Below are 26351 nucleotides of genomic sequence, written 5' to 3' on the forward strand. Positions count from 1 at the left end.
ACCCTCATCCTGCAGTACGTGTTATCGAAACAGGATCAGCCAGTGCCGTACCCTGCTCGTCCTTTACACGTACAGGCGCATCATCGCGCACGGTTTGAACACCTTGCGTAACGATCATGTCGCCCTGCTTCACCGGACCATCGATGAGAATGTTGGTTGAATTGCGCTGAACGATACGCGCGACAATTCTCTTGGCGACACCGTCCTCAACACGCCACACATAGGAACCGTCAGCCCCCCATTGAATGGCCAGCGGGTCGACCGAAGGATAGCGATCACCCGGAAAGAGAACCGTGACGGAGAACGACATGCCCGCGCGCAGACGATCCTGCGTGTTCGGCACTTCTGCGCGAACATGCAGCGTACGACTGGCTTCATCCAGCATATTGTCAACCGCGTTGATCTCGCCGCTATAGGTCTCACCCGGGAAAGCGGTCGATTCCGCAGTCAATGGCTGGCCAACCTTGATTTGCGGTGCGAAGCGTTCTGGCACCCATATATCGATCAGCACTTTCGACCGGTCATCGATACGACCGATGGAAGTCTGTGCGGTAATGTAGTTACCCACATTGACAGGAAGAATACCAACAATACCGGAGATTGGTGCACGAACCGTGCGACGGCTCAAGGCGAGCTGCGCGTCCTGCAAAGCAAGCTGCGCATTGGCGACCGCCAGCTCAGTCTCAACCACCTGAACTTCAGTTGCGGTGTTCGTCGCCCGCAATTTTGCAATGCGCTGGCGTGTCGTCTGCGCATCTTTCAACGCCGTCTCGGCCTTAGCGACAGCGATCTTTTCCGTCTCGGCGTCAAGTTCGGCAATCGAGTCGCCTTCCTTCACGCTATCGCCCGCCTTGACGTAAAGCTTCGTCATGTAACCGCTGGAGTACGGGGTTATCGACACGGTGCTGAGAGCCCGTGCCGAACCGATAGCCGTCAAACGGTTGTTGATGGTCTCTTCGCCGGCAGCCTCGACAACAACGAGTGGTGCGGATCGCCCGCCTTCGCCTTTCGGCGCTTCCTCGCCCGTTGCTGCGGTCTTCACCACATCATTCTTGTTCTTATAGGCATACCAGCCGCCAACGGCAGCCGCAGCTATGAGCAGGCACAAGGCAATCTGCTTCCAGGATTTCATTCAGCTCTCCGGCAAGGCCTACCGTCACCTGACGGCCCTCGTTTTCGAAACCAATTTGTCGGGCGCGGAAAATGCCAGCAAATAGTATCAGAATGATGATTGCCTTCACATTGCGCAAATCATGCAACCCATCAGGATGCATGGATTTTTCCAACCAAGACTTTGCACGCACGATCTCAAGGCGTCGAGTTAAATTTCGGTAATACTGCTCGCAGAGATCCCGGGAGCGGGTGCGTTCTTAACCGATTGAACAAAGGCTGTTGGATTTATCGATCGGCTCCATATATAGGAGGCTACCTTTATGTATTGCGTTTCGATGGCACACAGGTTGAGGCACTGCGGCGATTAGGCCGGTTCACCTCGCGTTGGAAGCACAGGCTATGGCGGTTGTTGAAAAGACCACAGATACGGGCACGCCTTCCCCTGAAGCGGCCTCCCAAACTGCGACCACGGAACGGCTCTCGTCAACCCAGTTCACACGTTTACCCTGGCGAAACCGGCTTTCGAGCAAGCTATTGCTCTTGACCGCACTTGCCGTGTTGATCACCGAAGTTCTGATCTTCGTCCCGTCTGTTGCCAATATGCGCGTGCGCTGGATGAGTTCGAGACTTGATACGGTGGGCGCGGTCAGCGAGGTTCTCGCCGCAGGCGGCGATATGGATGTGCCGCGTGACATTCAGGACAAGGTACTTCTGGCAACTGGTACGAAAGCCATAGCCATGCGTGAAGCCGGTGCTTCGCGTCTGCTCGCCATGTCGGAAGTACCCGGCAAGATTGACCAGGTCATTGATCTCAACAATATCAGCGAAGCAGCTGCCATATGGGACGCATTCGGAACCTTGTTCAACGGCGGAGACAGAACGCTACGAATCTATGGTTCGGTTTCGCCATCCAGTTCTCCGGGACGTATTATTGAAATCGTGACCTCGGATGCACCCCTCCGACACGCTATGCTCGTCTATGCGCGCAACGTGACTTTTATCTCGCTCATCATTTCAGTCATAGCGGCGAGCCTGATTTACCTGATCATTCACGAAATGCTGTTGCGGCCGGTGCGTATCATGCATCGCAACATGATCGATTTCGCCTCATCCCCTGACAATCCCGCGCTGATCCTTGTGCCAGAAAACCGCAAGGACGAATTCGGCGTGGCCCAGCGTCAGATATCGCATATTCAGAGCGACCTTCAGAGAACGCTCAAAGAACAGAAACATCTCGCCGATCTTGGCCTCGCCGTCTCCAAAATCAACCACGACATGCGCAATATTCTGGCCTCAGCGCAGTTGATGTCTGACCGGCTTGCCGATACCGAAGACCCAATGGTGCAGCGGTTTGCACCCAAACTTATCCGCACTCTCAGCCGCGCGATCAGCTATTCCGAAAGCGTCATGGCCTATGGTCGCTCGCAAGAAGCACCACCGCGCCCGCGTCGCGTTCTGCTGCACACAATTATCGCTGACGTTCAGGAAACCCTGAGCCCCAGGTCAGAAAGCAGCGTTGAGTTCGAGAATCTTGTCCCGGAGGATTTCGAACTCAATGTCGATTCAGAGCAGTTGTTCCGCGTGCTGAGCAATCTTTGCCGGAATTCTGTGCAAGCCATGGAGCGTGATCAGAGCATTGATGACGCGACCGTCAAGCGACTCACGATTTCTGCCGGAAGAATCGGGACGATGGCAATCATCGGTGTCGAGGACACCGGCCCCGGTTTGCCACAAAAAGCACGCGACAATCTTTTCACGGCTTTCAAGGGATCGACACGCAGTGACGGCACTGGTCTTGGGCTTGCCATCGCGCAAGAACTGATCCGCGCGCATGGTGGGACAATCGAGCTTCGAGAAGACCGCCCAGTTGGGGCACATTTCGAGATTTGCATCCCCGATTTGCCGATGCAACGCGGAGACCGGAGCCCCCAACGGGCAGAGGAAAGTGTTTAAGCAATCTACCGTTGTGCCAACTTTGAACGAAAAGCCCGGAAATGTGGGGCCTGACAAGAAATCTTCACAGAACCACATTTTTTTCTAAGAAGACGCTTGCATTTAGCGATCCGTCCGATTATCAACCGCCCATCGCCGCAGCGAGCGGCACACAGGCAAGCACCCGTAGCTCAGCTGGATAGAGCACCAGACTACGAATCTGGGGGTCAGAGGTTCGAATCCTTTCGGGTGCGCCATTTTTCTCAAAACAATCAGTGATTTGTTTCGGCGCGTGACGAACCGGTTTATGCATTGCTTTGCATATTTCCCAAATTGACTGCCCCCGACCTCGTGACGTTTTTGCTCGCTCCACTATATGTGGCTCGACATGTCGGCATCACATTTCTGCAGTGGAATTTTTCTCATGAAGCATCACGCGCTCGTCTGGCTGCGTAACGATCTTCGAATCAACGACAATCCCGCACTGGATGCAGCCGCCGAAACAGGCGGCCATATAACAGCAGTTTACGTTCATGAGACCGTTGCCGAGATTCGGGCGCCCGGCGGCGCGGCGCGGTGGTGGCTCGATCAGAGCCTTGAAGCGATAAGAAAACAGCTGGCTGATCGTGGTATCGAACTTCTCATCGAGACCGGTGATCCGAGGGATATCCTCCCTCAGTTGATCGCGAAACTGGCCGTCACCGAACTGTTCTGGAACCGTCGCTACGCACCGGCGGAACGTGAACTCGATGCAAAACTGAAGTCACAACTCAAGGAGAGTGGAACCGGTGTAACCTCATTTCCTGGCAATCTTCTTCTTGAGCCCTGGGAGCTCAAGACGGCCAGCGACACGCCGTATCAGGTCTTCACCCCTTTCGCCAAAGCGTTGCGCCTCCACAACGTTCCCCGCCCGCTTTCGCGCAGGCAATGGAACGTTAAACCAACACAGGAAGCCCACTACGCGCCCAACGTTCCTGCCTGGGCGGAAAAGTTCGATGGGCTTTGGAATATTGGAGAAGACGCAGCGCGCGACTGCCTGACACGTTTTCTGGAGAGCACGCTTTCGACCTATACCGAGGATCGCGACGTTCCCGGCATCGACGGAACTTCAAGACTTTCACCTCATTTGCGGTTCGGTGAAATCAGCGCGCGTCAGGCGTGGTATGCCACACTGGCGTTTATGGACGAGCATCACTCTGCACGCGCTGGCGGTGAAAAGTTTCTGTCAGAGCTGATCTGGCGCGATTTTAATTATCACCAGCTCTATCACCGCCGCGACATCAGTCGACACGATATGCGTGACACACTGTCCGGCATCGCATGGCGCGATGATCGAGCTGCATTCGAAGCATGGCGTCGCGGACAGACGGGCTTTCCCATCATCGATGCCGGTATGCGTCAGCTTTGGGCCACCGGATGGATGCACAATCGCGTGCGAATGCTTGTGGCATCTTTTCTCACCAAGAATCTGCTCATCGACTGGCGAAAGGGTGAAGAATGGTTCTGGGATACGCTCGTGGACGGCGATATCGCCAGCAATCCGGGAAGCTGGCAGTGGGTGGCAGGCTGCGGCATGGACGCTGCGCCCTATTTCCGGGTGTTCAATCCGATCTTGCAGGGTGAAAAATTCGATGCCGAAGGACAATATGTCCGGCATTGGGTGCCAGAACTATCAGGCCTGTCCAACAAATGGCTGCACAAGCCGTTTGAGGCCCCCAAGGATGTGCTGACCAGCGCTGGAATTGCGTTGGGCAGTACCTATCCCAAACCAATCATTGATTTGCAGGCCTCACAACGGGAGGCCCGCAAACGGCTCAACAGCCAGCCGTAATCAACGCGCTTCCAGTCCGCCATTCTCAACGATAAAGTCGATGATTTCCGGCACGCCCTTGCCGCGATGGAGGTCGGTGAAACCGAATGGACGCTTGCCGCGCATGCGAGCTGCATCGCCTTGCATAATATCGAGATCGACGTGCACATGAGGAGCAAGATCGCTCTTGTTGATCACAAGAAAATCTGACCGTGTGATACCCGGACCGCCTTTGCGCGGAATTTCCTCACCCTGACAAACAGAGATGACATAAAGCGTCAGGTCCGCCAGATCCGGTGAGAAGGTAGCAGCGAGATTGTCACCACCGGATTCGATGAAGACGATCTCCAGATCGGGAAATCGCCGGTTCATTTCGGCAATTGCCTGCAGATTGATGGAGGCATCCTCGCGGATTGCCGTATGCGGGCATCCGCCCGTTTCGACGCCCATGATCCGATCTTCGGACAAAGCCTGAGAACGCGCCAGAATGAGGGCGTCTTCCTGCGTGTAGATATCGTTGGTAATCACGGCGACCGAGTATTTATCACGCAGCGCTTTGCAAAGCTTTTCGGTCAGCGTCGTCTTTCCCGATCCCACCGGTCCGCCGATGCCGATACGCAAGGGTCCGTTTTTCTGTGTCATGTGCGAAAAAGCCTCGAATGTTGGGTTTCGTGTTTCATGGCCATGATGTCGCTAATGTAAGTCGCGGAACCAAGGTCACTCAATGAAGTTTTTTCTATTCGCGTCGCTGTTTCGGCGAGAACCGGCTCCAAATCCGACATTGTCGCAGTCACGCCGTTCTGCCCCATGACCGAAAGACGGATCGATGCCTGCAAAAGATTGATACAGAAGGCTTGCAGAAAGGCAGCGAGTGTCAATCCAAGCGATACTTTGTTAGCGCCCGCCACGGCACCGACTGCCACCGGATAGGGGCAATCGGCTGGCAGGCGATCAAATACAGAACTGGGCCAGCTTCTAGCTGCAGCCAGAAACGCCTCGCCCTGCAGCATCGTCTCCATATGACGTTCACGCGAACCGGCCAGTGCTTCGGCCAATTCTGCAACTTCAACAAGATCGCCTTCGGCAACCGCACACCGCCAGCTTTCCGCGCAAAGCACGGCATCATTCCAGCCGGAGCCACGTGTTACAAGCCAGCGCAGCCAATCGCTCATTGTGGCGGTGTCTGCGACATAGCCATCATGGACGGCCCGCTCCAGCCCATGACTATAGCTGAACGACCCGACCGGAAAGACGGGCGACAGCCAGGCCATCAGCCGCAGCAAAGCGGTGGTGGTATCAGTCGTGGTGGTGGTGATGATGTTCATGATCGTGTTCGTGATGACCATGATGATGATCATGGTCATGGTCATGATGCGAATGGCCGCCAGAATAAGCACCGCGCAGCGGACTGAAAATTGCAGTTACATCCGTAACCGTTGCACCAAGCCCCTCAAGCATAGCCTTTATGACATGGTCGCGAAGAATGAAGATGCGATCACTCTCGATCTGGGCCGCGAGGTGACGGTTGCCGATATGCCAGGTGAGTTCGGCAATATGCAGCGGATCACGCCCGCGGATTTCGTAAAGTTCCTCGCTTGCGGCGCGGATTTCAATCTCGCGTCCGTCATCGAGGACAAGCCGGTCACCGTGTTCCAGCACCACCGGCTCTGCGAAATCGACGAGTACCTTCTCGCCGCCTTCCAGAACAATGGCTTTGCGCCGCAAATGACGTTCATCACGTTCGAGAACGGCATGGCCCGCAGGCACGGCATCGATCACCTTATCCGCACGAATAATGGCAGTGGCACGAAACATTTTTTTGCCTTTCAAGATCAGAACATGAAGTAGCGTTGCGCCATTGGCACGACGTCGACGGGCTCGCAGGTCAGAAGTTCGCCATCTGCGCGCACCTCATAGGTTTCCGGGTCAACTTCCATTTGCGGCATCGCATTGTTGAGGATCATGGAATGTTTGCCGATACCGCCTCTGGTATTGGCCACTGCAATCATCTGCTTGTCCACCCCAATCTTCTCTCGAAGCCCCTCATCCATTGCGGCCTGCGAAACAAATGTAATGGACGTATTGGTGCGGGCTTTTCCAAACGAGCCAAACATCGGACGATAATGCATCGGTTGCGGCGTTGGAATTGAGCCATTCGGGTCCCCCATCGGCGCGGTTGCGATCCAGCCACCAAGCAGAACCATCTCCGGCTTGATTCCGAAGAAAGCAGGATTCCACAAAACGAGATCGGCGCGCTTGCCCACTTCCACCGAACCGATTTCATGCGCCATGCCATGGGCGATAGCAGGGTTGATGGTGTATTTCGCAATGTAGCGGCGCGCCCGATAATTGTCATTGCCCGGCTTGTCGTCGGGAAGACTGCCGCGCTGCTTCTTCATCTTGTCTGCAGTCTGCCAGCAGCGAATGATCATTTCGCCGACACGGCCCATCGCCTGACTGTCGGAGGAAATGATGGAGAACGCTCCCATATCGTGGAGGATGTCTTCTGCAGCGATGGTTTCCTTGCGGATACGGCTTTCTGCAAAGGCAATATCTTCCGGGATTGCCGGGGACAGATGATGGCACACCATCAGCATGTCGAGATGCTCTGCAATCGTATTGACCGTGTAGGGCCGGGTCGGGTTTGTCGACGCTGGCAACACGTTCGGATACTGACACACCCGAATAATATCCGGAGCGTGCCCGCCACCGGCGCCCTCCGTATGGAAGGAATGGATCGTGCGTCCCTTGAAGGCGTTGAGCGTGTCTTCGACGAAGCCGCCTTCGTTCAGCGTATCGGTGTGGATCGCAACCTGAACATCGAACCGGTCTGCAACCGACAGGCAATTATCGATCGCGGCTGGTGTCGAACCCCAGTCCTCATGCAACTTCAAACCACAGGCACCGGCGCGGATCATTTCTTCCAATGCACCGGGCAGTGAAGCGTTTCCTTTGCCGAACACACCGATATTCATCGGCAGGCCGTCGAATGACTGGATCAGCCGGGCTATATGCCACGGCCCCGGCGTGCATGTGGTTGCAAGCGTGCCATGGGCAGGTCCGGTGCCGCCACCCACCATGCAGGTGATGCCTGCATTAAGTGCTTCATCCACCTGTTGCGGTGAGATGAAATGAATATGCGTGTCGATACCGCCCGCCGTGAGGATCTTGCCTTCACCCGCGATAATCTCCGTACCGGGTCCGATGATGATCGAAACGCCGGGCTGCGTATCCGGATTTCCGGCCTTTCCGATCACCGCGATACGCCCGTCGCGAAGCCCCACATCGGCTTTATAAATACCGGTATGATCGAGGATCAGAGCATTGGTAATGACTGTATCCATCGCACCGTCGGCGCGCGACATCTGGCTTTGTCCCATACCGTCGCGGATAACCTTCCCTCCGCCAAACTTCACCTCTTCGCCATAGGTGGTGAGGTCCCGTTCGACTTCGATAAACAGTTCCGTATCGGCGAGACGCACCTTATCGCCAACAGTAGGGCCGAACATTTGCGCATAGGTGGCGCGACTAATTCTGGCTGGCATGAAATGTCTCCGTCACCTGTTCTAAAGCTTTCCCATGACCATCTGGCGAAATCCGTAGATCTCGCGCTTGCCGCTCACGGGAACCAATGTCACGTCGCGTTCCTGACCGGGCTCGAAGCGCACGGCAGTTCCGGCTGCAATATCCAGCCGCTGTCCGAGCGCCTTGGCGCGTTCGAAAGAAAGGGCCGCATTCACTTCGTAAAAATGAAAATGGCTGCCGACCTGGATGGGGCGGTCGCCGGTATTGGCGACCTTGATCGTGATGGTGGGTTGCCCCTGATTGAGTTCTATATCGCCGTCCTGCGTAATAATTTCGCCGGGGATCATGTCACACCTCACCCGGCCATCAGCATCAGGCCGCCCAGTGCGGTAGCGCCACCGGCCAGACGCAAAGCAATTTTGCCATTCTTGCCCGCCATAAGCCGTCCTGCGGTAAGGCCGACACCCATGCCAGCGGCGTGTAGCAGTGCGGTCGCAAGCGCAAATCCAGCCGCATAGGAGAGGAATGTCGCGCCTCCGATTTCCCCGCCGTGTGCATGACCGTGAAAGAAGGCGAAGAAGCCGGCAATAAGTGCACCAACAACCGGAGTGACAGGGAAGGCAAGCGCCACCATAAGACCCAGCACGACCACCGAAGCCAGAATGACCGGCTCAACAAAGGGCAGTGGCATGCCCAGAAGTGCCGCCACAAAGCCAAGCAGCATCACGCCGACAAATGCTGCTGGCACGACGAAGAGTGCCCGTCCACCCAGCATGGCGGCCCAAAGCCCGACCGCAACCATCGCCAGGATATGGTCCGCGCCGGAGAGCGGATGCGTGAAGCCCGCCGCAAACGAGCCATGTTCGGCCGGGTTAAGATGGGCAAAGGCAGGGCTTGCGGTGAGCGCCATTGCCACTGCGGCAAGGACCGTAGTCTTCTTCATTATCGTACCTTTCAAAAAACAGGTTCGCCTCGGCGAAACCTGAAAATCAGCGGATCGGCTCGTGAACGGTGACGAGCTTTGTGCCATCGGGAAATGTGGCTTCGACCTGAATGTCGTGGATCATTTCGGGCACACCATCCATCACCTGTTCACGGGTGATGACGTGCGCGCCTGCTTCCATCAGATCAGCAACCGTGCGCCCATCGCGGGCACCTTCAACGACAAAATCGCTGATCAGTGCGATCGTTTCCGGATGATTGAGTTTTACACCGCGCTCCAGACGGCGGCGGGCAACCATGGCGGCCATGGCGATCAAAAGCTTGTCTTTTTCCCTGGGCGTCAAATTCATGACTTCGTTCCAAACTTCATACTTTCAAAGCGGTATGCATTCCGCTGGCGTTAAAAGCGGCGGGATTGCCGCGAACTCAAAATGTCCAAACTTTGGGCAGTCCTGCCTTACCGTTAAGCAGGGCAAGCAATGGCCCCAGACGTTTACGCAAGGTGTAACTATCCGGCGCGTGAAGTCGCATCATCAGTTTGGTTGCAGGACCAACCTGCCAGAGGCTGGCACCGCCCTCCTCTCCAATGATCTGCCGGGCTGCTTCCAGATGTTTCCCGGCCTCCCCTGAAATCAGAAGCACGGTGGCCACGGCAAAAGCCCCGGCGGTCACTGGACGCGCTTGCAATTCGGCCCCAACATCTGGTCCCAGCCGAAACTCTTCGGCATGCACAAGCCTCCCATCGGGCCGCCCACCCAATCGCACACGCCAACGATCACTGAACATCGCTTCATCAACCCGCTCACCCATGGCAAGGCGCCCGAATATAGTCGCCTCCACCACCAGGATTTCCGCCTCTTCCTCCAGCTCGACATCCAGCGTTCGTGACAACACGGATTGATTGAACAGAATGGTTTCCTGCGGAAGCCAAGCAAGACGCGTGCCTTTTGCCGCCTTCAAACGCGTGGCAATGCGTGCCTCGCCGCCCCCTGAGCGATAGATACGCTCACAGGCCTGCGTGGTAATGACAGCCGAAGCGTTTTCGCCAAGCTCCACATCCCATTGCAGTCGGTCACCACCCGTCAGCCCTCCTGATGTGTTGATCAGGATTGCTTCCAGCGGATCGCCTCCGACCTGCGGCATGCGGATCTTGGCTGCGCCTTCCTGGTAAAGCCTGGAAATGCGCGAACGCCCGTCCTTGAAATGTATCGAAAGCCCACCCAGCCCGTTGACGCGCTGCGAGGAGAGCTCCGCTAACTTATTGTTATTTATTATCATCTGCGCGAATCTCGTCTTGCTCTTCTAAAGCAGAACTGACCGCAGAATAAAGGGGGGTGGGGGTGCGGCAGGACGCCGCCACATATTGGAAAGCTTGAAAATGTTTCATCAAAAGCCACGGCAATCCCACCCGAAGCAATGTTTCGGATGGGATTTATCGATTAGTTCCCCGGTCAAATACGCATTGCCGCCGGGTGCGTGACCGTCTTTCGATAGAGATGCCAGGTCGCATGCCCAAGGATGGGTATTACTACCGCCAGCCCGGCAAACATCGTGGCAAAACCGACGACCAGCATCGCAGTTACGATTGCAGCCCAGAGCAGCGATTCCATTGGGTTGCGCATGACAACACGCAACGATGTCGCAACCGCTGCCGCAGCGCCGCAATCCTGATCAAGCAGCATCGGGAAAGTCACAATCGTCGAGCACAGGACAACGATTGCAAAAAGCAAACCAATGCCACAACCGGCAAAAATCAGACTGCGTCCCTCTTCCGTTGACGACACCTGATTCATCAACATTGAGAAGCTCTCGGGCGGCATCGGCCCGAAATAGTGAACATAGAGATTTTGCGCCACCAGCAGCCAGGCAATAAAGATTGCGAACAGAAAAGCACCGACAGCCACGATGGACGGCAATGCCGGGGAATGGCTCACATCGAGCGCACGTTTCCAGGATGTATCCAACCCTTCTTCACGGCGGCGGCTCATCTCATAAAGCGGCAGCGCAGCAATTGGCCCGATCAAGGCAAAGCCGGACATCAGGGGAAACAAGAGCGGTAACGCGTTTGCGTTCGTGCTCCAGTAAGTGATGAACAACCCCGCCAGCGGGTATATGAGGCAAAGGAAAACGTAATGCGATGGCTTTGCCCAGAAGTCGTCGAAGCCCAGACGCAGGGCATCAAATACATCTGCCATGCGAATGCGCTTAACTTCGGGATAAAAGGCTGATTGGTCTCGACCTGCAACAACATGAAACTGTGCCATGACGCTCCTCCTGCGGATTAAGCAGTCCTGACGGCAAGGAAACGGTCAGGACATGGCCTGCACGCAATTTCTGGCTTTCAACCGGTCACCGGATAAATCCGATTTCGTGACACCAATTCGTCGGGCTACGCCTGACGGTCTGGCGAACAGTATACATCGAAAAGACTGGTGGCGAAAGAAAAGCGGCTCAATGAGATTGAACCCCGCGTGAACTGATCTCAAATCAGCAACCACACGCACTTTCCATTAGAGCGCATCCCGAAAAGTGTGAAACGGTTTTCGGAAAAGATGCGCGTAACAACAAATGATTAGAGCGCCGATCTGATCCGGTCAGATCGAAACGTGCTTTAACGAAAGCACGGCAAAGCCAGTTTCTGGATTTTATTGGAAAATAATGGTGCTGCGAGAGAGGATTGAACTCTCGACCTCTCCCTTACCAAGGGAGTGCTCTACCACTGAGCTACCGCAGCAATCTCTTGAGTGCGGCGGACTTCTGCCACATCATTACGCAAATCGCAAGCAAGCAATTGCATTTCTTTTCACATAATGTGGAAATCTGCCGGACGCGCATTTGAAAGCAGCTTTTCCGGCTCTTTTTCCCGTAGTAGAAGACCGCCATGAGCGAAAATACGACCAACAAAGAGAAACAAACCCAATCGGACCAGCGCAAAAAGCGCCGGGCCGAAGAGTTGCGCGCGAATCTGATGCGCCGCAAAGCACAATCCAGATCGCGTCGCGCGGGCGAAGCGGATGAACGAAACGACGGCATCACCGCTGCCAGCGACGACACAGACTGAGAATCGCACCATCAAAGCCTTCCTTGAAGATAGGGGGGCTCTGCGGTAAAAGCTCATTTCTGTTCTTCGCAGCGATGTCGTCCTATTGTGATTCGTATTTGACGTAATTTGGCCGCAAGACTCGTAATTTCATGACGCAACGCCACCGCGCCGTAAGGGCTGCCGGATTTGGTGAAAATTTATCGGGCAAGGTATCGGCCCAGAAGGTGACACAGCATGGATCGCATCAAAATCGTTGGTGGCAACAAGCTCAACGGCATCATTCCAATCTCCGGCGCAAAAAACGCCGCTCTGCCGTTGATGATCGCCTCGCTTCTGACCGACGATACGCTGACGCTCGAAAATGTGCCGCATCTGGCTGACGTCGAACAGTTGATCCGCATCCTCAGCAATCACGGCGTGGATTATTCGGTTAACGGACGTCGCGAGCATCAGGATGGAGCCTATTCACGTACGATCCATTTTACTGCCCGTAATATCGTCACCACCACTGCACCCTATGAACTCGTATCCAAGATGCGTGCGAGTTTCTGGGTTATTGCGCCGCTTCTCGCCCGCATGGGCGAAGCAAATGTTTCCCTGCCGGGCGGCTGCGCTATCGGGACACGCCCGGTCGACCTTCTCCTCGAAGCCTTATTAGCTCTTGGAGCCGACATCGAAATCGAAAACGGCTACGCCAAGGCGAAAGCCAGAAACGGTCTCGTCGGCGCACGCTATAAGTTCCCGAAGGTCTCCGTCGGCGCGACCCATGTCATGCTGATGGCAGCGGCCCTCGCCAAGGGCGAAACCGTCATCGAAAATGCCGCCCGCGAGCCGGAAGTCGTCAATCTTGCCGACTGCCTTAATGCAATGGGCGCCAAGATCACCGGAGCCGGAACCAGCACTATCCATATCGATGGGGTCACCAACCTGTCGGGTGCGCGCGTTCGTGTTATTCCAGACCGTATCGAAGCCGGCACCTATGCCATGGCCGTCGCCATGACCGGCGGCGATGTGCTTCTGGAAGGTGCTCAGGAAAGCCAGCTTTCTGCCGCTCTCGAAACGCTGCGACAGGCCGGAGCTGAAATCACCGAGACCAATAGCGGCCTCCGCGTTGTCCGTAACGGTCATGGTATCCATCCCGTCGACGTTACCACGGATCCTTTCCCCGGTTTCCCGACCGACTTGCAGGCGCAGTTCATGGGCCTGATGACCAAGGCCAAGGGAACGTCGCGCATCACGGAAACCATTTTTGAAAATCGCTTTATGCACGTGCAGGAGCTGGCACGTCTTGGCGCAAAGATTTCTCTGTCCGGCCAGACTGCAACCGTCGAAGGCGTAGAACGCCTCAAAGGCGCGCAGGTGATGGCAACGGATCTTCGGGCTTCGGTTTCGCTTGTGATCGCTGGCCTTGCTGCTGAGGGCGAAACCATGGTCAACCGCGTGTATCATCTGGATCGCGGCTTTGAGCGCCTGGAAGAAAAACTGTCACGCTGCGGCGCGACAGTAGAACGTATCAGTGGCTGATCTGACCAAGCCGGAGTGACATTCATCGCTCCGGCTTTTTCTTGCGCAACGCTAAAGATTCCAATCGAAGGGCGACAGGCTTGAAAAGCCTGTCGATTTTTTTGTTTTGACATGCCAAGTTGATAATCGGCCGAGCGGGTGATTGATTTTCTGCCTGTTGGGAGCAGTTATTAACCGACAACGGAAAGTGGTGCTGGAGTATGGAGATGTTGAAGCTTGTGGCGCTGGATGAGGAGGATTTGCAGGTCCTGTCCGCTCATCTTCAGGACGCAGTTTTGAAAGTATCCGACCTTCAGTATCTCGGGAACGAGAAGCGCTTCGTTCTCACGGCAAACCGTTTTGTCTGGGAAGAAAGCAAACCGAAGTTCCTGCGCAAGCCGCAATACCAGCGCAGGCGCACCGCTCTGCACTTCAACCGTGTGATCGCAGCCAAGGCAGTCGGCATTGACCGCCAGAAACCGGATGAAGTGCTTTCCCTGATGGCCATTCAGTTCACGGCCGGTGAAACACCTGCCGGAACAATAGAACTGACTTTCTCGGCAAATGCGGCTATCCGTCTTGAAGTGGAATGTATCGAAGCGCAAATGACGGACCTTGGCGCGGCATGGGAAACAGAATCACTTCCTCGCCATAACGTCTAATACCAAACCTTGATGAGCTGAATCATCGAGATTTGGAAAGCCCGTGTGGCGATTGAGCATTTTCAGGGCTTGGATAGCGTCAGCATCTTAGCGCCCTGGCATAAGAGAGGGTTATACAAAACCGTCTTTCGTCAGCCAGACGCCAGTCTGGCAAAGCATATTTGAAGGAACAGAAGCGTGGTCAAGACGCTCAGACAAACCGATCCCGATTTCGAGAATAATTTCGCGACATTTCTGGCCAGCAAACGCGAGGCGTCCGAGGATGTCGATCGTGCGGCCCGCGAGATCGTTGAACGGGTGCGTCGTGAAGGTGACAGTGCGCTCATCGACTATTCCCGGCGCTTTGACCGGATCGATCTCGAAAAAACCGGAATTGCGGTCACTGAAGCTGAAATCGATGCCGCATTCGACATAGCCCCGGCATCGACGATCGAAGCGCTGAAGCTTGCTCACGAGCGCATCGAGAAACACCACGCGCGGCAGTTGCCGAAAGATGATCGTTATACGGATGCGCTTGGCGTTGAGCTCGGTTCGCGCTGGACCGCTATCGAAGCTGTGGGGCTCTATGTTCCGGGCGGCACGGCAAGCTACCCAAGTTCCGTATTGATGAACGCTGTTCCAGCCAAGGTGGCAGGTGTAGAGCGCATTGTCATGGTGGTTCCAGCACCTGACGGCATTCTCAATCCATTGGTTCTGGTGGCAGCACGTCTGGCTGGCGTTTCCGAGATTTATCGTGTCGGCGGCGCGCAGGCTATCGCAGCCCTCGCCTATGGCACCGAAACAATTAGTCCGGTTGCCAAGATCGTCGGCCCCGGCAACGCCTATGTTGCGGCGGCCAAACGTATCGTCTTCGGCACGGTTGGCATCGACATGATCGCCGGGCCATCAGAAGTGCTGGTCATCGCTGACAAGGACAACAATCCCGACTGGATCGCCGCTGACCTCCTTGCTCAAGCGGAGCACGATACCGCTGCGCAATCGATCCTTATGACCAATGATGAGGCTCTTGCTCTGGCTGTCGAAGAAGCTGTCGAACGACAGCTCCGCAATCTCCCGCGCGCGCAAACTGCCGCCGCGAGCTGGCGTGATTTCGGCGCGGTTATTCTGGTCGAGGATTTCGAGGCAGCCATCCCGCTTGCCAATCGCATTGCAGCCGAGCATCTGGAAATCGCCACAGCCGATCCGGAAGCCCTGCTGCCAAAAATCCGCAATGCGGGATCGATCTTCATCGGCGGTTATACGCCGGAAGTGATCGGCGATTATGTCGGCGGCTGTAACCACGTTCTGCCGACGGCGCGCTCGGCGCGCTTTTCGTCCGGCTTGTCGGTTCTCGACTACATGAAACGCACGTCGCTTCTCAAACTCGGCCCTGATCAACTGCGCGTGCTCGGACCTGCGGCAATCGAGATTGCCCGCGCCGAAGGCCTTGACGCACACGCGCAGTCTGTCGCTATCCGGCTGAATCTATGAGGTGACATGACCGCCGCTGTTCCAAATGCACGCCTTGTTGACGTCGAGCTCGATGAATCCATCGGGCGCTCGACGCCTGACGTCGAGCATGAACGTGCGGTGGCCATTTTTGACCTCATCGAAGAAAATTCCTTCCACCCGATCGGAGACGACACGGGAGGGCCGTACCGTCTCAAGCTTTCGCTGATGGAATCGCGACTGATCTTCGCCATCACCCGGGAGGCCGGTGAAGACGTCGCAACTCATATTCTCTCGCTCACGCCCTTACGGCGCGTCGTGCGGGATTATTTCATGATTTGTGAAAGCTATTATCAGGCGATCCGGTCGGCCACACCAAGCAAGATCGAAGCAATCGACATGGGACGGCGCGGCCTGCACAATGAAGGATCGCAGACGCTCCAGAACAGGCTGCAGGGCAAGATCGAGGTTGATTTCAACACGGCACGGCGGCTTTTCACACTTGTCTGCGTCCTGCACTGGAGAGGCTGATCATTGATGGTCATCACCGATGCCCCTCCCGTGAATTTCAGCGCCGACGGCGACGAAGATCATAAATCGAGCCTGCCCAAGTCCCTGCTTTTTGTCTGCGGCAAGAATGCAATTCGTTCACCCATGGCGGAGTTACTTGCAAGACAGGCCCTGCCACCCAATATTTATGTAGCTTCTGCAGGTGTGAAGCGGGGTGAACGTGATCCGTTTGTCGATGCTGTACTTCAAGAGGAAGGCTTGTCGCTTGATAACCGGCAACCGCGTGGCCTCGAAGAACTTGCTGATGGATATTTCGACCTGATTGTAACGCTGACACCACTTGCCCACCATACTGTGCTGGAGCGAATGCGGGGGTTCTCGGTTGATGTCGAATATTGGCCGACGCCGGACCCGACCTTGGTAACCGGCAGCCGAAGCCAGATCATGGCGGCTTATCGCGATGTGCGGGACCGCCTGAAGCGGCAAATCATGCAGCGTTTTGACAAGAACGGTTCCGGCTAATACGGAATCGGCGGAACCGCTCTAACTGTTTGTTTTGTCGCATTATCCGACGCAAAACGGCTTCGCACTTTTGCTGGAAATGCTCCAGCATCAAGTTCACGGAATTCCGTTGTTCACAAATGCCGCCTAATCATATAGGTTCCGCGCAAATTCCGACCTAAAGACCGCTCGAGAGCGGCATTTTATCAAAGAAAGACACAGGTATCGCATGGCGAAAGAAGAAGTCCTAGAATTTCCGGGTGTTGTTACGGAACTGCTGCCGAATGCTATGTTCCGCGTGAAGCTCGAGAACGAACATGAAATCATCGCCCATACGGCAGGCCGTATGCGCAAGAATCGCATCCGCGTTCTGGCCGGCGACAAGGTTCTGGTTGAGATGACCCCTTACGATCTGACCAAGGGCCGCATCACCTACCGCTTCAAGTAAGCAATCCGTTCCCGTTCCAGGAAATGTCTATTCGATGAGCGCGCAACACAAGCTGGTTCTTGCCTCCGGTTCTCCACGCAGGATCGAGCTTCTGGGGCAGACAGGCATCGAACCGGACCACATTCATCCGGCTGATATAGATGAAACGCCGCAGCGCGCGGAACACCCGCGCTCGCTGGCGCGACGTCTGTCGCGGGAGAAGGCGCGCAAGGCACAAGAGCAGCTGAAGGACGATGCGAATTTCGCCGGTGCCTTCATTCTTGCTGCTGATACTGTTGTAGCCGTGGGCCGGCGCATTCTCCCCAAAACGGAGATTGCCGACGAGGCAAGAGAATGCCTGCGGCTGCTTTCCGGGCGTACGCACAAGGTGTTCACAGGAGTGAGCCTTGTCTTGCCGAACGGGAATTTGCGCCAGACACTGGTTGAAACACGATTGCGTTTTGAACGGTTATCCCGCCAGCAGATGGATGCCTATCTCTCGTCTGGTGAATGGCGAGGGAAAGCCGGCGGCTATGCAATCCAGGGGCTGGCCGGTAGTTTCGTTGTGAAGCTGGTTGGCTCCTATACAAACGTCGTGGGATTGCCGCTGCAGGAAACTATCAGCCTGCTGAACGACGTCGACTACCCGGTTTACGCTAACTGGAACAGCGGGAAAGTCTGAGAGCAGGTATGAGCGACAAGAAGGACATATCAACCGCAGCAGGTGCACGAGTGACGCCATTGCGTCCGACGCGCCCCTGCCCGGAATGCGGAAAGCCTTCATCGCGCGAATCCTATCCGTTCTGTTCGCCACGCTGTAAAAGCATCGACCTCAATCGCTGGCTATCCGGCAGCTATGTCCTGCCGGGAAAGCCGATTGACGAAGAGGAAGAAGAAGGAAACTAAGCCTCTCTCAAAGTGGCTTCCTCCAATAAAATCAGTTATTTATCAAAGATGTGAGAAAAGCTGATAAAAATTGCGATACGGTGCTGGACAGCGCGAAATTTAATGCTATAACCCACCCACTTCCGGCGGGAACCAACACCGCCTCGAACGAGCTAACTGCTTGTTACGGATGCCCGGATAGCTCAGTTGGTAGAGCAGCGGATTGAAAATCCGCGTGTCGGTGGTTCGAATCCGCCTCCGGGCACCACTTTAAGCCCTTCAATAGTCGTAGCAAAAATACTTGTTCAATCAGGCCTCTGTATTCGGCGTGATCATGCTCGAAATATTGACCTGACGATTATCCTCTGCAAGGACTAATCATTCCATTTGTTCCTTCCAGGTTCTTCACCAAGCGAGGAAATCTCCATGCTCTGGACGTTGTTCGGCATCCTTTCCGGTGCCTGTATTGCTATTCAGGCGCCAATCAATGCAGCCTTGGCTCGTGGATTGGGATCGCCGGTAACAGCTGCTGCGATCTCGTTTCTTTCCGGTGCCGTCATCCTTGCCGTTATCGCCGGAATTACCGCGCGCGCGACGGGTGCGATGCCAGCGTTCAACGTGCCTGCGGGCTGGCTGTTCGTGGCTGGCGGTGCGCTTGGCTGTATCTATGTGACCGCATCGGTGTTGCTGACGCCGCGCATCGGGGCTGCTGCCGTGATGGGGCTTGCTGTTGCTGGACAATTGATGGCCGGACTGGCTGCTGACCGCATCGGCTTCATGGGCGTTGCGGTGCGTGAAATCACCGCCGGGCGCATTGCCGGTGCGGTGCTGTTGCTTTCCGGCGCACTGATGATCCGCTTTCTCTAAAAGCAAAGCCGCGCTTTTCAGCGCGGCTTTTTATTTTACGATAAGCCGAAAACTGGCTCTCAACCCTTGAACGTATATTCCGCAATCGACTGCGGCTTCATTTCAATCGAGAAGCCCGGCAGCGATGGCGGCATATAGGCCGCATCCTTGATGATGCATGGCTCGATGAAGTGTTCGTGCAGGTGATCGACATATTCGATCACACGACCGTCCATGATGCCGGAAACGGCCACATAGTCGATCATGGAAAGGTGCTGCACATATTCACACAGGCCAACGCCGCCTGCATGTGGCCAAACCGGCTTGTTATACTTCGCAGCAATCAGCAGCACGGCCAGAACTTCATTCAGGCCACCCATGCGGCATGAATCGATCTGAACGATGTCGATAGCGCCTTCTGCGATGAACTGCTTGAACATGATGCGGTTCTGGCACATTTCACCAGTCGCAACCTTCACATCGCCAATGGCTTCGCGGATCTTGCGATGGCCTGCAACATCATCCGGGCTGGTCGGTTCTTCGATGAAGAAGGGCTTGGAGAAGGCAAGCTTGTTGACCCACTCGATTGCCTGATCGACTTCCCAGACCTGATTGGCGTCGATCATCAGATAACGATCCGGGCCGATCACTTCACGTGCGATGGTGAGACGACGAATATCGTCTTCCAGATCGCGACCAACCTTCATCTTCACATGATTAAAGCCTTCATCAATCGCTTCCTGGCAAAGACGACGCAGCTTGTCATCGTCATAGCCGAGCCAGCCAGCAGACGTCGTGTAGCAAGGATAACCCTTGGCTTCGAGCTTCGCGATACGCTCAGCCTTGCCGGCTTCCGCTTTACGCAGAATTTCGACAGCTTCGTCGCGGGTCAGTGCATCGGTGAGGTAGCGATAATCGACGATATCGGCGATCTCTTCCGGCGACATGTCGGCCACAAGCCGCCATACCGGCTTGCCAGCCTGCTTTGCAGCCAAATCCCAGAAGGCGTTGACGACAGCGCCGGTGGCAAGATGCATCGCGCCCTTGTCCGGACCGATCCAGCGCAGCTGGCTGTCACCGGTTAGGTAGCGCCAGAACTTGCCGGGGGCCGCGAGGAAATCATCCATCGAGGCACCCACGACCAGATGACGCATGGCGAGAATCGCCTGACAGCAAATGTCGTTGCCGCGTCCAATGGTGAAGGTCAGGCCATGGCCCTTCAGCGGCCCGTCATCCGTATCGAGGATGACATAGGCTGCCGAATAGTCCGGGTCCGGGTTCATCGCGTCAGAGCCGTCCAGACTTTGCGAAGTCGGGAAGCGGAGATCGAAGACGCGCAGATCAGTGATTTTCGTCATGATTTATCCGTGATCAGAGCATGCTCAAAAAAGTTAAACGTCAGCGCGCACGTTCTGCTTCTGCGTGCCGAGACCTTCGATGCCGAGTTCGACAACATCGCCAGCCTTGAGATAGCGCGGTGGCTTCATGCCCATGCCAACGCCAGGAGGCGTACCGGTGGAGATGATATCGCCCGGCTGCAAAGACATGAACTGCGAGAGATAGGAAACGAGGTGGCGTACGCCATAGACCATGGTCTTGGTCGAGCCGTCCTGCATGGTTTCGCCATTGACCTTGAGCCACATGCCAAGGTTCTGCGGATCGGCAACCTCGTCCTTCGTCACCAGCCATGGGCCGGTCGGGCCGAACGTGTCGCAGGATTTGCCCTTGGTCCACTGACCGGCGCGCTCGATCTGGAAAGCGCGTTCCGAGACGTCGTGCAGCGTGCAGTAGCCCGCGACATAATCAAGCGCATCATCTTCCGAAACATATTTCGCGGTCTTGCCGATAACGATGCCGAGTTCGACTTCCCAGTCGGTCTTTTCCGAACCGCGCGGGATGAGCAGATCGTCGTTCGGGCCAACGATGGCCGAGGTGGCCTTCATGAAGATAACTGGTTCTGGCGGAACGGCCATGCCGGATTCTGCAGCGTGATCGGCATAGTTGAGGCCGATGCAGATGAACTTGCCGGTGCCTGCAACGCATGGACCGAGGCGCGGGTTGCCTTCGACCTTCGGCAACGAATTGATATCGATCGCACCGAGCTTGGCCAGTGCATCCGGGGCCAGAGCCGCGCCGGAAAGATCGCCTACATGGGCGGAAAGATCACGGATATTGCCGTCTGCATCGAGAAGGCCCGGCTTTTCCTGACCGGTTTCGCCATAGCGAAGAAATTTCATGAGTTTACTCCTTGAGGGGATAAAATTGGGGGCGGTGGAAATGCCTAGAGCTGTCGAAATTCAGGTTATGGCGTGCCGAAAATGGTGTTTTCGAGAACCGGAGCGGAATGTACTTAAAGGTACATGAGCACCGGAAGCGCAGAAGAATACCGTTTGCAGGCCGCCAGAGCCTGAATAGCGATAGCTCTAGATCGTCCAGCCACCATCGATGTTATACGCCTGACCGGTGGTGTACGTGGCACCTGCGAGATAGACCGCGAGATCGGCGATTTCTTCCGGCTGGCCGATACGGCCAATTGGCTGACGCGCGATGAAGGCTGCGCGCTGTTCTTCATAATCGCCCTGCGCACGCAGACGGTCCTGAAGCGACGGGCTTTCAACCGTACCGGGGCAGATGGCGTTGCAGCGGATGCCCTTGGCAACGTAGTCGGCAGCGACAGCCTTGGTGAGGCCTATGACCGCCGCCTTGGTGACGCCATAAGCAAAGCGGTTCGGCACGCCCTTCACGCTCGAAGCGACCGACGCCATGTTGACGATAGAACCGTCCTTGCGTTCCAGCATTCCCGGCAGCACGGCGCGAATGGTGCGGATCATGGCCTTGACGTTGAGATTGACGGCAAAGTCGAGGTCTTCGTCCTTCATCTCAAGGATTGAGCCGCCATGGACGACGCCCGCGCAGTTGAACAGGATATCGACCTGACCGATCTCGGCGACCGCTGCCTTCACTTCCGTCTCGTCAAGCACGTTGAGCCTGCGGGTGATAATGCCCGAAACGCCTTCGATTTCCTTGAGTGCGGCCTCGTTGATGTCGGTCGCATAGACCTTGGCGCCAGCTTCCGCAAAAGCCAGCGCACTTGCACGGCCAATGCCCTGAGCGGCGGCTGTCACCAGTGCGGTTTTTCCATCAAATCGTATCGTCATTTTCAAGCCTTCCGTTCGACAAGCAGGATGTGGTCGCAAGCCAGCACCACTTCATCCCGCTGATTAAGCACTTCGCACCGCTCGGTAACGCGGCCCATATTGGCCCTCTTCGGGTCATCTTCCTTGGCGCTGATTGTCACGCGCGTGCGGATCGTATCTCCGATATGAACCGGACGAATAAAGCGCAGACGATCATAACCATAGGAAAATGCAACCGGATTGATCAGCGTTGCGGTCAATCCGACACCAATTGCAAAGATCATTGTGCCGTGGGCAATGCGCTGACCACCCGGCAGGGTCTTGGCGAATTCCGCATCCATATGATGCGGAAAGAAATCGCCCGTATGCCCGGCGTGAACCACGAAATCCGTTTCGGTGATGGTGCGGCCCGTGGTGAGGCGCACATGGTTCATTTCATAATCTTCGTAGTAGATTTTCTGTTCGGCCATAATCAGACCTCCGGTTTTGCGGCAAGCGGCGTGGCGGGCGCAGCGCTCGACTGATAGGCGGCCTCGACCAGCGCCATGGTGTGCCAGGCATCTTCGACCGAGCCGACAAGTTCAGCGTCTTCGCCAATCGCGAAGCGCTGCAACTGCGCCATGCGGTTCAAGAATGCGTCCGGGAACCACGCGCCTTGAAGTGCGACCTGCACCCAGTCGTCGTCGCCCTTTGGCTTGATCCACAGCTCGTCCGGCTCACCACGAGGATAGTCGAGATTGACGCCCAGTTTCACATAGGCAGCACCTTCGGTGCCGCAGATGCGAAACTCGCAAGCCTGAAATTTGCGGCCAAAATCATGGTCATGATTGATCGACAGCGCACAACGTACGCGGTTGCCATAATCAAGAATCGCAGCTGTGCGCGTCTGGGCAACTTCGTGGTTCGGATGACCGATGGTCTTGGCGTGAACGCCGAGCGGATTGCCGAGCAAACCACGCACGAAATCCAGATAATGGATCGAATGCATGGCAATCTCGATGCGTGGTAGACCTTTGAGGAACGGCCACAGACCCCAAGGGGTCGCAAGCGCCAGCCACGCGTCGAAATCCACCACTTCACCAAGCAAGCCCTTATCGGCAGCATCGTAAAGTGCCAACATCATCGGCGCAAAGCGTAGCTGGAAATTGACCGCAGCTTTGAGATTGCGCGCACGGCAAACTTTCAGAATTTCCGTGGCTGCAACAAGATCGCTGCCCATCGGCTTCTGGATCAGAACAGCCGCACCTTCCGGCAATTGCGCTAGGATCGAAGCATGAGCAGAAGGCGGCGTTGCCAGATCGAAGATCGCGTCTTCAACCGCAATCGCTTCTTCAAGGCTGGCAAAAGTCTTCACATTCCATTTGTCGGCGAGTTCTTTGGCCTTATCAAAATTAGGATCGAAAATGCCCGCAACCGGAAAGTCGCCCTTCTTGTAGGCGGGCAGGTGCGCGTCGCCGACAATGCTGCCCGCGCCGAAGATCACGATGGGCTTCGGCTTCGACGGCCTGGCCCACCATTGGCGCAGGCTCTTGGGATCAAAAGTCTCAGTCATGATGGAAAACCTCCTCCATCATTGCCCACCACTCGCCGTCTTTGCGGGTTTCAAGCGGCTTCTGGCATGGCATGCAAACGGCCCACCATTCCTGATTTTTCGGGTTATCGGCCATCTTCTTCATGTCGGCTTCAAAGTCGGTGCCGACATAGTCCCATGTGCCGAACAGCAGGTTCTCAGGCTCTTTGAGAAAGATCGTGTAATTGGTGATGTTGCATTCGGAAATGAGCGCGAGAATTTCGGGCCACACGCTCGCATGCAGCTTTTTATACTCTGCGATCTTTTCAGGCTGAAGCCCGATCACCATGCCCATTCTTTGCGCCATTATGATCTCACGATCTCGCGGGTGAATTCGGAAACAGAACGACTACGCACGGCATCCCAATCCCACGAAATACCAATGCCCGACTCAGATGGCGCAATGGCATGACCATCACGGATTTCCATGCCCTTGGTGGTCAGATCATCAAGCTGTGGGATATATTCGACGTAACGCCCGTTCTGCACGGCACAGGTGAGGCTGACATGCAGTTCCATCAGGAAGTGCGGGCAGACCGGAATATCAAAAGCTTCTGCGGCGTGTGCCACTTTCAGCCAAGGCGTGATGCCGCCGATGCGCGCCACATCCACTTGCACGATGGAGCAAGCGCCCTTCTGCATATATTCGCGGAAATGGCGGATCGAATAGATGGATTCACCCACCGCAATCGGTGTCGGGGTGGAACAGGTCAGGCGGATATGGCCATCAAGATCATCCGCCGGAAGTGGTTCTTCAATCCAAGCGAGATCGAGTTCTTTCAGGCGTTCGGCACGGCGAATGGATTCGTCTACCGTAAAACCCTGATTGCAGTCGGTCATGATCTCAAAGCCATCGCCCACGGCTGCACGCACAGCCGAAAGACGCGCATAGTCCTCTGAGCCATGCGGCTTGCCGATCTTCACCTTGGAACCGGAGAAGCCCTTGGCCTTGGCCTGCAACGCATCCTCGACCAGCGCTTCTTTCTCGATATGCAGCCAACCACCTTCGGTCGTGTACAGCGGACAACGATCCTTGGCACCGCCAGCAAGCTTCCACAGCGGCAGGTTCTGTTTCTTCGCACGCAAATCCCAAAGTGCCGTATCAATGGCCGCGAGCGCCAAAGCGGTAATCGGACCGATAGTTGTGGCGTGGGTTGCAAATTCCAGCTTGCGCCAGATCGCCTCGATGCAATCCGCATCTTCATTGATAATCAGCGGCACAAGATGATCGCTCAACAACCGCATGACGGACGAGCCGCCAGTGCCGATGGTGTAGCTATAGCCCGTACCGACCGCACCATCACTGTCGGTGATGGTAACAATCGGCGTTTCCTGACTGACAAAGCTCTGGATCGCATCGGTGCGCTTGACCTTCGGTGGAAGGTCGACCATGCGCAGTTCGACTTTTTCAATACGCGCCATAACTATACCGCCAGACTCTTGCCGCTTGCCGCATCAAACAGATGCGCCTGCGACAGATCGAAATGCATGGAGATCGCTTCACCGGAATTGAGGTGACGCGGGTTCAGCATACGCGCCACCCATTCCTTGCCGGCAAATTCGACAAAGACCAGCGTTTCATTGCCAAGCGGCTCGGTGATCGAAACGCGCAATTCGCCCTCATGAACGGCGTCTCCCGATGAAAGCCCATGGCCTTTCGGAAACAGATCGTCCGGGCGCAGACCGAACGTGACCTTGGCGCCATCTGTGACCTTGGCCTTGAACTGTGCAGGCACTGGCAGACGGTCACCACTGGCAAAAACCAGTTCCGAACCCTGCACGGTTGCCTCGGCCATATTCATGGGCGGCGAGCCGATAAAGCCCGCAACAAACTGCGTCGCCGGGCGCTTGAACACTTCATCCGGAGTTCCGACCTGTTCGATATGGCCGTCGCGCATGATGACGATGCGGTCGGCCAATGTCATGGCCTCAACCTGATCATGCGTCACGTAAACGACTGTAGACTGCACCTTGGCGTGAAGCTTCTTGATCTCCGTGCGCATTTGCGTGCGCAGCTTCGCGTCGAGGTTGGAAAGCGGTTCATCGAACAGAAACACTTCCGGATTGCGCACGATGGCGCGGCCCATGGCAACGCGCTGGCGCTGGCCGCCCGAAAGCTGTGCTGGACGGCGTTCCATCAGCGCTTCGAGGCCAAGAATGGCGGAGGCTTCATTGACGCGACGGTCGATTTCCGCCTGCGGCTGCTTGGCGATTTTGAGCGAGAAGCCCATGTTCTCGCGCACCGACATATGCGGATAAAGCGCATAGGACTGGAACACCATGGAGATGTTGCGATCACGCGGCGGCAGATCGTTGACCACCTTGCCGCCGATTTCGAGCGCGCCGTCGGAGATGCTCTCAAGACCTGCAATCATGCGCAGCGTCGTGGACTTGCCACAGCCGGATGGACCGACCAGCGCCACGAACTCCTTGTCGGCGATTTCGAGATTGATGCCATGCACCACGCCGACATTGCCGTAGCGCTTGACGAGATTTTTAATGGAAAGCTGAGCCATT

The 26351-nt window shown here is 56.0% G+C and carries 30 protein-coding genes and 3 tRNA genes; 14 read left to right on the top strand and 19 right to left on the bottom strand.

Features of this window, described 5'->3' with window-relative positions:
* Positions 1-4: 4 nt before the first annotated feature.
* On the bottom strand, positions 5-1132 hold the full coding sequence (locus tag FG152_RS09040) for an efflux RND transporter periplasmic adaptor subunit (protein WP_010658164.1): 1128 nt from the start codon (positions 1130-1132) through the stop codon (positions 5-7).
* 380 nt (positions 1133-1512) lie between these two features.
* Here FG152_RS09040 and FG152_RS09045 point away from each other — a divergent pair, with 380 nt between their 5' ends.
* From FG152_RS09045 to FG152_RS09055, 3 genes are all read left to right on the top strand, one after another.
* Positions 1513-3066, top strand: a complete 1554-nt coding sequence (locus FG152_RS09045) for a sensor histidine kinase (RefSeq protein ID WP_498985984.1) — start codon at positions 1513-1515, stop codon at positions 3064-3066.
* A 159-nt stretch (positions 3067-3225) separates the two neighbouring features.
* A tRNA-Arg gene (locus tag FG152_RS09050) sits at positions 3226-3302 on the top strand.
* A 167-nt stretch (positions 3303-3469) separates the two neighbouring features.
* Positions 3470-4876 (top strand): cryptochrome/photolyase family protein, encoded by a 1407-nt coding sequence (locus FG152_RS09055; RefSeq protein WP_151614975.1) that lies wholly within the window; start codon positions 3470-3472, stop codon positions 4874-4876.
* Here FG152_RS09055 and ureG read toward each other — a convergent pair whose 3' ends face one another.
* The 10 genes from ureG to FG152_RS09105 all read right to left on the bottom strand — a co-directional run bounded on the left by ureG (position 4877) and on the right by FG152_RS09105 (position 12056).
* On the bottom strand, positions 4877-5497 hold the full coding sequence (gene ureG, locus FG152_RS09060; RefSeq protein ID WP_010658108.1) for an urease accessory protein UreG: 621 nt from the start codon (positions 5495-5497) through the stop codon (positions 4877-4879).
* Positions 5494-6180 (bottom strand): urease accessory protein UreF, encoded by a 687-nt coding sequence (locus FG152_RS09065; protein WP_029925800.1) that lies wholly within the window; start codon positions 6178-6180, stop codon positions 5494-5496. Before FG152_RS09065 ends, ureG begins: the two co-directional genes overlap by 4 nt.
* Positions 6152-6670 carry an urease accessory protein UreE gene (gene ureE, locus FG152_RS09070; RefSeq protein ID WP_029925802.1) on the bottom strand — a complete coding sequence of 173 codons (519 nt, stop codon included), beginning with the start codon at positions 6668-6670 and terminating at the stop codon, positions 6152-6154. Before ureE ends, FG152_RS09065 begins: the two co-directional genes overlap by 29 nt.
* A 17-nt stretch (positions 6671-6687) precedes the next feature.
* The gene (gene ureC / locus FG152_RS09075; protein ID WP_029925804.1) at positions 6688-8400 is read right to left on the bottom strand and encodes an urease subunit alpha; all 1713 of its coding nucleotides are present in this window, start codon (positions 8398-8400) and stop codon (positions 6688-6690) included.
* A 21-nt stretch (positions 8401-8421) separates the two neighbouring features.
* Complete coding sequence (locus FG152_RS09080; RefSeq protein WP_029925806.1) at positions 8422-8727, bottom strand: urease subunit beta; 306 nt, start codon at positions 8725-8727, stop codon at positions 8422-8424.
* Positions 8728-8735: 8 nt separating this feature from the next.
* The gene (locus FG152_RS09085; RefSeq protein ID WP_029925808.1) at positions 8736-9323 is read right to left on the bottom strand and encodes a HupE/UreJ family protein; all 588 of its coding nucleotides are present in this window, start codon (positions 9321-9323) and stop codon (positions 8736-8738) included.
* A gap of 46 nt (positions 9324-9369) precedes the next feature.
* Complete coding sequence (locus FG152_RS09090; protein WP_010658102.1) at positions 9370-9672, bottom strand: urease subunit gamma; 303 nt, start codon at positions 9670-9672, stop codon at positions 9370-9372.
* Positions 9673-9748: 76 nt separating this feature from the next.
* Positions 9749-10600: an urease accessory protein UreD gene (locus FG152_RS09095; RefSeq protein WP_029925810.1), complete on the bottom strand. Its 852-nt coding sequence runs from the start codon at positions 10598-10600 to the stop codon at positions 9749-9751.
* A 173-nt stretch (positions 10601-10773) separates the two neighbouring features.
* Entirely contained in the window at positions 10774-11586 is an 813-nt protein-coding gene (locus FG152_RS09100) for a DUF2189 domain-containing protein (RefSeq protein WP_029925812.1), read from the bottom strand.
* 395 nt (positions 11587-11981) lie between these two features.
* Positions 11982-12056, bottom strand: a tRNA-Thr gene (locus FG152_RS09105).
* A 147-nt stretch (positions 12057-12203) separates the two neighbouring features.
* On the opposite strand from FG152_RS09105, the gene FG152_RS09110 reads away from it, so the two are divergent.
* From FG152_RS09110 to FG152_RS09160, 11 genes are all read left to right on the top strand, one after another.
* Positions 12204-12383 carry a hypothetical protein gene (locus tag FG152_RS09110; protein WP_010658099.1) on the top strand — a complete coding sequence of 60 codons (180 nt, stop codon included), beginning with the start codon at positions 12204-12206 and terminating at the stop codon, positions 12381-12383.
* A 216-nt stretch (positions 12384-12599) separates the two neighbouring features.
* Positions 12600-13889 carry a UDP-N-acetylglucosamine 1-carboxyvinyltransferase gene (gene murA, locus FG152_RS09115; RefSeq protein ID WP_010658098.1) on the top strand — a complete coding sequence of 430 codons (1290 nt, stop codon included), beginning with the start codon at positions 12600-12602 and terminating at the stop codon, positions 13887-13889.
* 200 nt (positions 13890-14089) lie between these two features.
* Positions 14090-14530, top strand: coding sequence for a DUF2948 family protein (locus FG152_RS09120; protein ID WP_010658097.1), 441 nt, complete (start codon positions 14090-14092; stop codon positions 14528-14530).
* 177 nt (positions 14531-14707) lie between these two features.
* Positions 14708-16000 carry a histidinol dehydrogenase gene (hisD, locus tag FG152_RS09125; protein WP_011982501.1) on the top strand — a complete coding sequence of 431 codons (1293 nt, stop codon included), beginning with the start codon at positions 14708-14710 and terminating at the stop codon, positions 15998-16000.
* Between the two features lie 6 nt (positions 16001-16006).
* Positions 16007-16489 carry a UPF0262 family protein gene (locus FG152_RS09130; RefSeq protein ID WP_010658095.1) on the top strand — a complete coding sequence of 161 codons (483 nt, stop codon included), beginning with the start codon at positions 16007-16009 and terminating at the stop codon, positions 16487-16489.
* A 6-nt stretch (positions 16490-16495) separates the two neighbouring features.
* On the top strand, positions 16496-16990 hold the full coding sequence (locus FG152_RS09135) for an arsenate-mycothiol transferase ArsC (protein WP_043062393.1): 495 nt from the start codon (positions 16496-16498) through the stop codon (positions 16988-16990).
* Positions 16991-17198: 208 nt separating this feature from the next.
* Positions 17199-17417 (top strand): translation initiation factor IF-1, encoded by a 219-nt coding sequence (gene infA, locus FG152_RS09140; protein ID WP_002965531.1) that lies wholly within the window; start codon positions 17199-17201, stop codon positions 17415-17417.
* Between the two features lie 34 nt (positions 17418-17451).
* A complete protein-coding gene (locus tag FG152_RS09145) occupies positions 17452-18078 on the top strand; it encodes a Maf-like protein (protein ID WP_010658093.1) in 627 nt (208 codons plus the stop codon).
* Positions 18079-18086: 8 nt separating this feature from the next.
* Complete coding sequence (gene yacG, locus FG152_RS09150; protein ID WP_010658092.1) at positions 18087-18302, top strand: DNA gyrase inhibitor YacG; 216 nt, start codon at positions 18087-18089, stop codon at positions 18300-18302.
* Between the two features lie 171 nt (positions 18303-18473).
* A tRNA-Phe gene (locus tag FG152_RS09155) sits at positions 18474-18549 on the top strand.
* Positions 18550-18707: 158 nt separating this feature from the next.
* A complete protein-coding gene (locus FG152_RS09160) occupies positions 18708-19148 on the top strand; it encodes a DMT family transporter (RefSeq protein ID WP_029925820.1) in 441 nt (146 codons plus the stop codon).
* 59 nt (positions 19149-19207) lie between these two features.
* On the opposite strand, the gene FG152_RS09165 is transcribed toward FG152_RS09160, so the two are convergent.
* The 8 genes from FG152_RS09165 to FG152_RS09200 form a co-directional block, all read right to left on the bottom strand.
* Positions 19208-20485, bottom strand: coding sequence for an L-fuconate dehydratase (locus tag FG152_RS09165; protein ID WP_029925822.1), 1278 nt, complete (start codon positions 20483-20485; stop codon positions 19208-19210).
* A gap of 33 nt (positions 20486-20518) precedes the next feature.
* Positions 20519-21364 carry a fumarylacetoacetate hydrolase family protein gene (locus tag FG152_RS09170; RefSeq protein ID WP_029925824.1) on the bottom strand — a complete coding sequence of 282 codons (846 nt, stop codon included), beginning with the start codon at positions 21362-21364 and terminating at the stop codon, positions 20519-20521.
* Between the two features lie 186 nt (positions 21365-21550).
* Positions 21551-22285, bottom strand: coding sequence for an SDR family oxidoreductase (locus FG152_RS09175; RefSeq protein ID WP_029925827.1), 735 nt, complete (start codon positions 22283-22285; stop codon positions 21551-21553).
* 2 nt (positions 22286-22287) lie between these two features.
* Entirely contained in the window at positions 22288-22734 is a 447-nt protein-coding gene (locus FG152_RS09180) for a MaoC/PaaZ C-terminal domain-containing protein (RefSeq protein WP_010658087.1), read from the bottom strand.
* A 2-nt stretch (positions 22735-22736) separates the two neighbouring features.
* Positions 22737-23816 carry a Gfo/Idh/MocA family protein gene (locus FG152_RS09185; RefSeq protein WP_029925829.1) on the bottom strand — a complete coding sequence of 360 codons (1080 nt, stop codon included), beginning with the start codon at positions 23814-23816 and terminating at the stop codon, positions 22737-22739.
* Positions 23809-24141 (bottom strand): L-rhamnose mutarotase, encoded by a 333-nt coding sequence (locus FG152_RS09190; RefSeq protein WP_029925831.1) that lies wholly within the window; start codon positions 24139-24141, stop codon positions 23809-23811. Before FG152_RS09190 ends, FG152_RS09185 begins: the two co-directional genes overlap by 8 nt.
* Complete coding sequence (locus tag FG152_RS09195; RefSeq protein ID WP_498986007.1) at positions 24141-25256, bottom strand: mandelate racemase/muconate lactonizing enzyme family protein; 1116 nt, start codon at positions 25254-25256, stop codon at positions 24141-24143. The genes FG152_RS09190 and FG152_RS09195 overlap by 1 nt, the downstream gene beginning before the upstream one ends.
* A gap of 2 nt (positions 25257-25258) precedes the next feature.
* Entirely contained in the window at positions 25259-26350 is a 1092-nt protein-coding gene (locus FG152_RS09200; RefSeq protein WP_043062392.1) for an ABC transporter ATP-binding protein, read from the bottom strand.
* Between the last annotated feature and the right edge of the window lies 1 nt (position 26351).

Origin of the sequence: Ochrobactrum sp. XJ1 (assembly GCF_024701725.1) — a bacterium.
Taxonomy (GTDB): Bacteria; Pseudomonadota; Alphaproteobacteria; order Rhizobiales; family Rhizobiaceae; genus Brucella; species Brucella anthropi.

What these genes read in the sequence shown, in the direction of transcription:
- FG152_RS09040 (WP_010658164.1), bottom strand. Translation starts at nt 1,132, where the DNA reads ATGAAATCCTGGAAGCAGATTGCCTTGTGCCTGCTCATAGCTGCGGCT.
- FG152_RS09045 (WP_498985984.1), top strand. Translation starts at nt 1,513, where the DNA reads ATGGCGGTTGTTGAAAAGACCACAGATACGGGCACGCCTTCCCCTGAA.
- FG152_RS09055 (WP_151614975.1), top strand. Translation starts at nt 3,470, where the DNA reads ATGAAGCATCACGCGCTCGTCTGGCTGCGTAACGATCTTCGAATCAAC.
- ureG (WP_010658108.1), bottom strand. Translation starts at nt 5,497, where the DNA reads ATGACACAGAAAAACGGACCCTTGCGTATCGGCATCGGCGGACCGGTG.
- FG152_RS09065 (WP_029925800.1), bottom strand. Translation starts at nt 6,180, where the DNA reads ATGAACATCATCACCACCACCACGACTGATACCACCACCGCTTTGCTG.
- ureE (WP_029925802.1), bottom strand. Translation starts at nt 6,670, where the DNA reads ATGTTTCGTGCCACTGCCATTATTCGTGCGGATAAGGTGATCGATGCC.
- ureC (WP_029925804.1), bottom strand. Translation starts at nt 8,400, where the DNA reads ATGCCAGCCAGAATTAGTCGCGCCACCTATGCGCAAATGTTCGGCCCT.
- FG152_RS09080 (WP_029925806.1), bottom strand. Translation starts at nt 8,727, where the DNA reads ATGATCCCCGGCGAAATTATTACGCAGGACGGCGATATAGAACTCAAT.
- FG152_RS09085 (WP_029925808.1), bottom strand. Translation starts at nt 9,323, where the DNA reads ATGAAGAAGACTACGGTCCTTGCCGCAGTGGCAATGGCGCTCACCGCA.
- FG152_RS09090 (WP_010658102.1), bottom strand. Translation starts at nt 9,672, where the DNA reads ATGAATTTGACGCCCAGGGAAAAAGACAAGCTTTTGATCGCCATGGCC.
- FG152_RS09095 (WP_029925810.1), bottom strand. Translation starts at nt 10,600, where the DNA reads ATGATAATAAATAACAATAAGTTAGCGGAGCTCTCCTCGCAGCGCGTC.
- FG152_RS09100 (WP_029925812.1), bottom strand. Translation starts at nt 11,586, where the DNA reads ATGGCACAGTTTCATGTTGTTGCAGGTCGAGACCAATCAGCCTTTTAT.
- FG152_RS09110 (WP_010658099.1), top strand. Translation starts at nt 12,204, where the DNA reads ATGAGCGAAAATACGACCAACAAAGAGAAACAAACCCAATCGGACCAG.
- murA (WP_010658098.1), top strand. Translation starts at nt 12,600, where the DNA reads ATGGATCGCATCAAAATCGTTGGTGGCAACAAGCTCAACGGCATCATT.
- FG152_RS09120 (WP_010658097.1), top strand. Translation starts at nt 14,090, where the DNA reads ATGGAGATGTTGAAGCTTGTGGCGCTGGATGAGGAGGATTTGCAGGTC.
- FG152_RS09130 (WP_010658095.1), top strand. Translation starts at nt 16,007, where the DNA reads ATGACCGCCGCTGTTCCAAATGCACGCCTTGTTGACGTCGAGCTCGAT.
- FG152_RS09135 (WP_043062393.1), top strand. Translation starts at nt 16,496, where the DNA reads ATGGTCATCACCGATGCCCCTCCCGTGAATTTCAGCGCCGACGGCGAC.
- infA (WP_002965531.1), top strand. Translation starts at nt 17,199, where the DNA reads ATGGCGAAAGAAGAAGTCCTAGAATTTCCGGGTGTTGTTACGGAACTG.
- FG152_RS09145 (WP_010658093.1), top strand. Translation starts at nt 17,452, where the DNA reads ATGAGCGCGCAACACAAGCTGGTTCTTGCCTCCGGTTCTCCACGCAGG.
- yacG (WP_010658092.1), top strand. Translation starts at nt 18,087, where the DNA reads ATGAGCGACAAGAAGGACATATCAACCGCAGCAGGTGCACGAGTGACG.
- FG152_RS09160 (WP_029925820.1), top strand. Translation starts at nt 18,708, where the DNA reads ATGCTCTGGACGTTGTTCGGCATCCTTTCCGGTGCCTGTATTGCTATT.
- FG152_RS09165 (WP_029925822.1), bottom strand. Translation starts at nt 20,485, where the DNA reads ATGACGAAAATCACTGATCTGCGCGTCTTCGATCTCCGCTTCCCGACT.
- FG152_RS09170 (WP_029925824.1), bottom strand. Translation starts at nt 21,364, where the DNA reads ATGAAATTTCTTCGCTATGGCGAAACCGGTCAGGAAAAGCCGGGCCTT.
- FG152_RS09175 (WP_029925827.1), bottom strand. Translation starts at nt 22,285, where the DNA reads ATGACGATACGATTTGATGGAAAAACCGCACTGGTGACAGCCGCCGCT.
- FG152_RS09180 (WP_010658087.1), bottom strand. Translation starts at nt 22,734, where the DNA reads ATGGCCGAACAGAAAATCTACTACGAAGATTATGAAATGAACCATGTG.
- FG152_RS09185 (WP_029925829.1), bottom strand. Translation starts at nt 23,816, where the DNA reads ATGACTGAGACTTTTGATCCCAAGAGCCTGCGCCAATGGTGGGCCAGG.
- FG152_RS09190 (WP_029925831.1), bottom strand. Translation starts at nt 24,141, where the DNA reads ATGGCGCAAAGAATGGGCATGGTGATCGGGCTTCAGCCTGAAAAGATC.
- FG152_RS09195 (WP_498986007.1), bottom strand. Translation starts at nt 25,256, where the DNA reads ATGGCGCGTATTGAAAAAGTCGAACTGCGCATGGTCGACCTTCCACCG.
- FG152_RS09200 (WP_043062392.1), bottom strand. Translation starts at nt 26,350, where the DNA reads ATGGCTCAGCTTTCCATTAAAAATCTCGTCAAGCGCTACGGCAATGTC.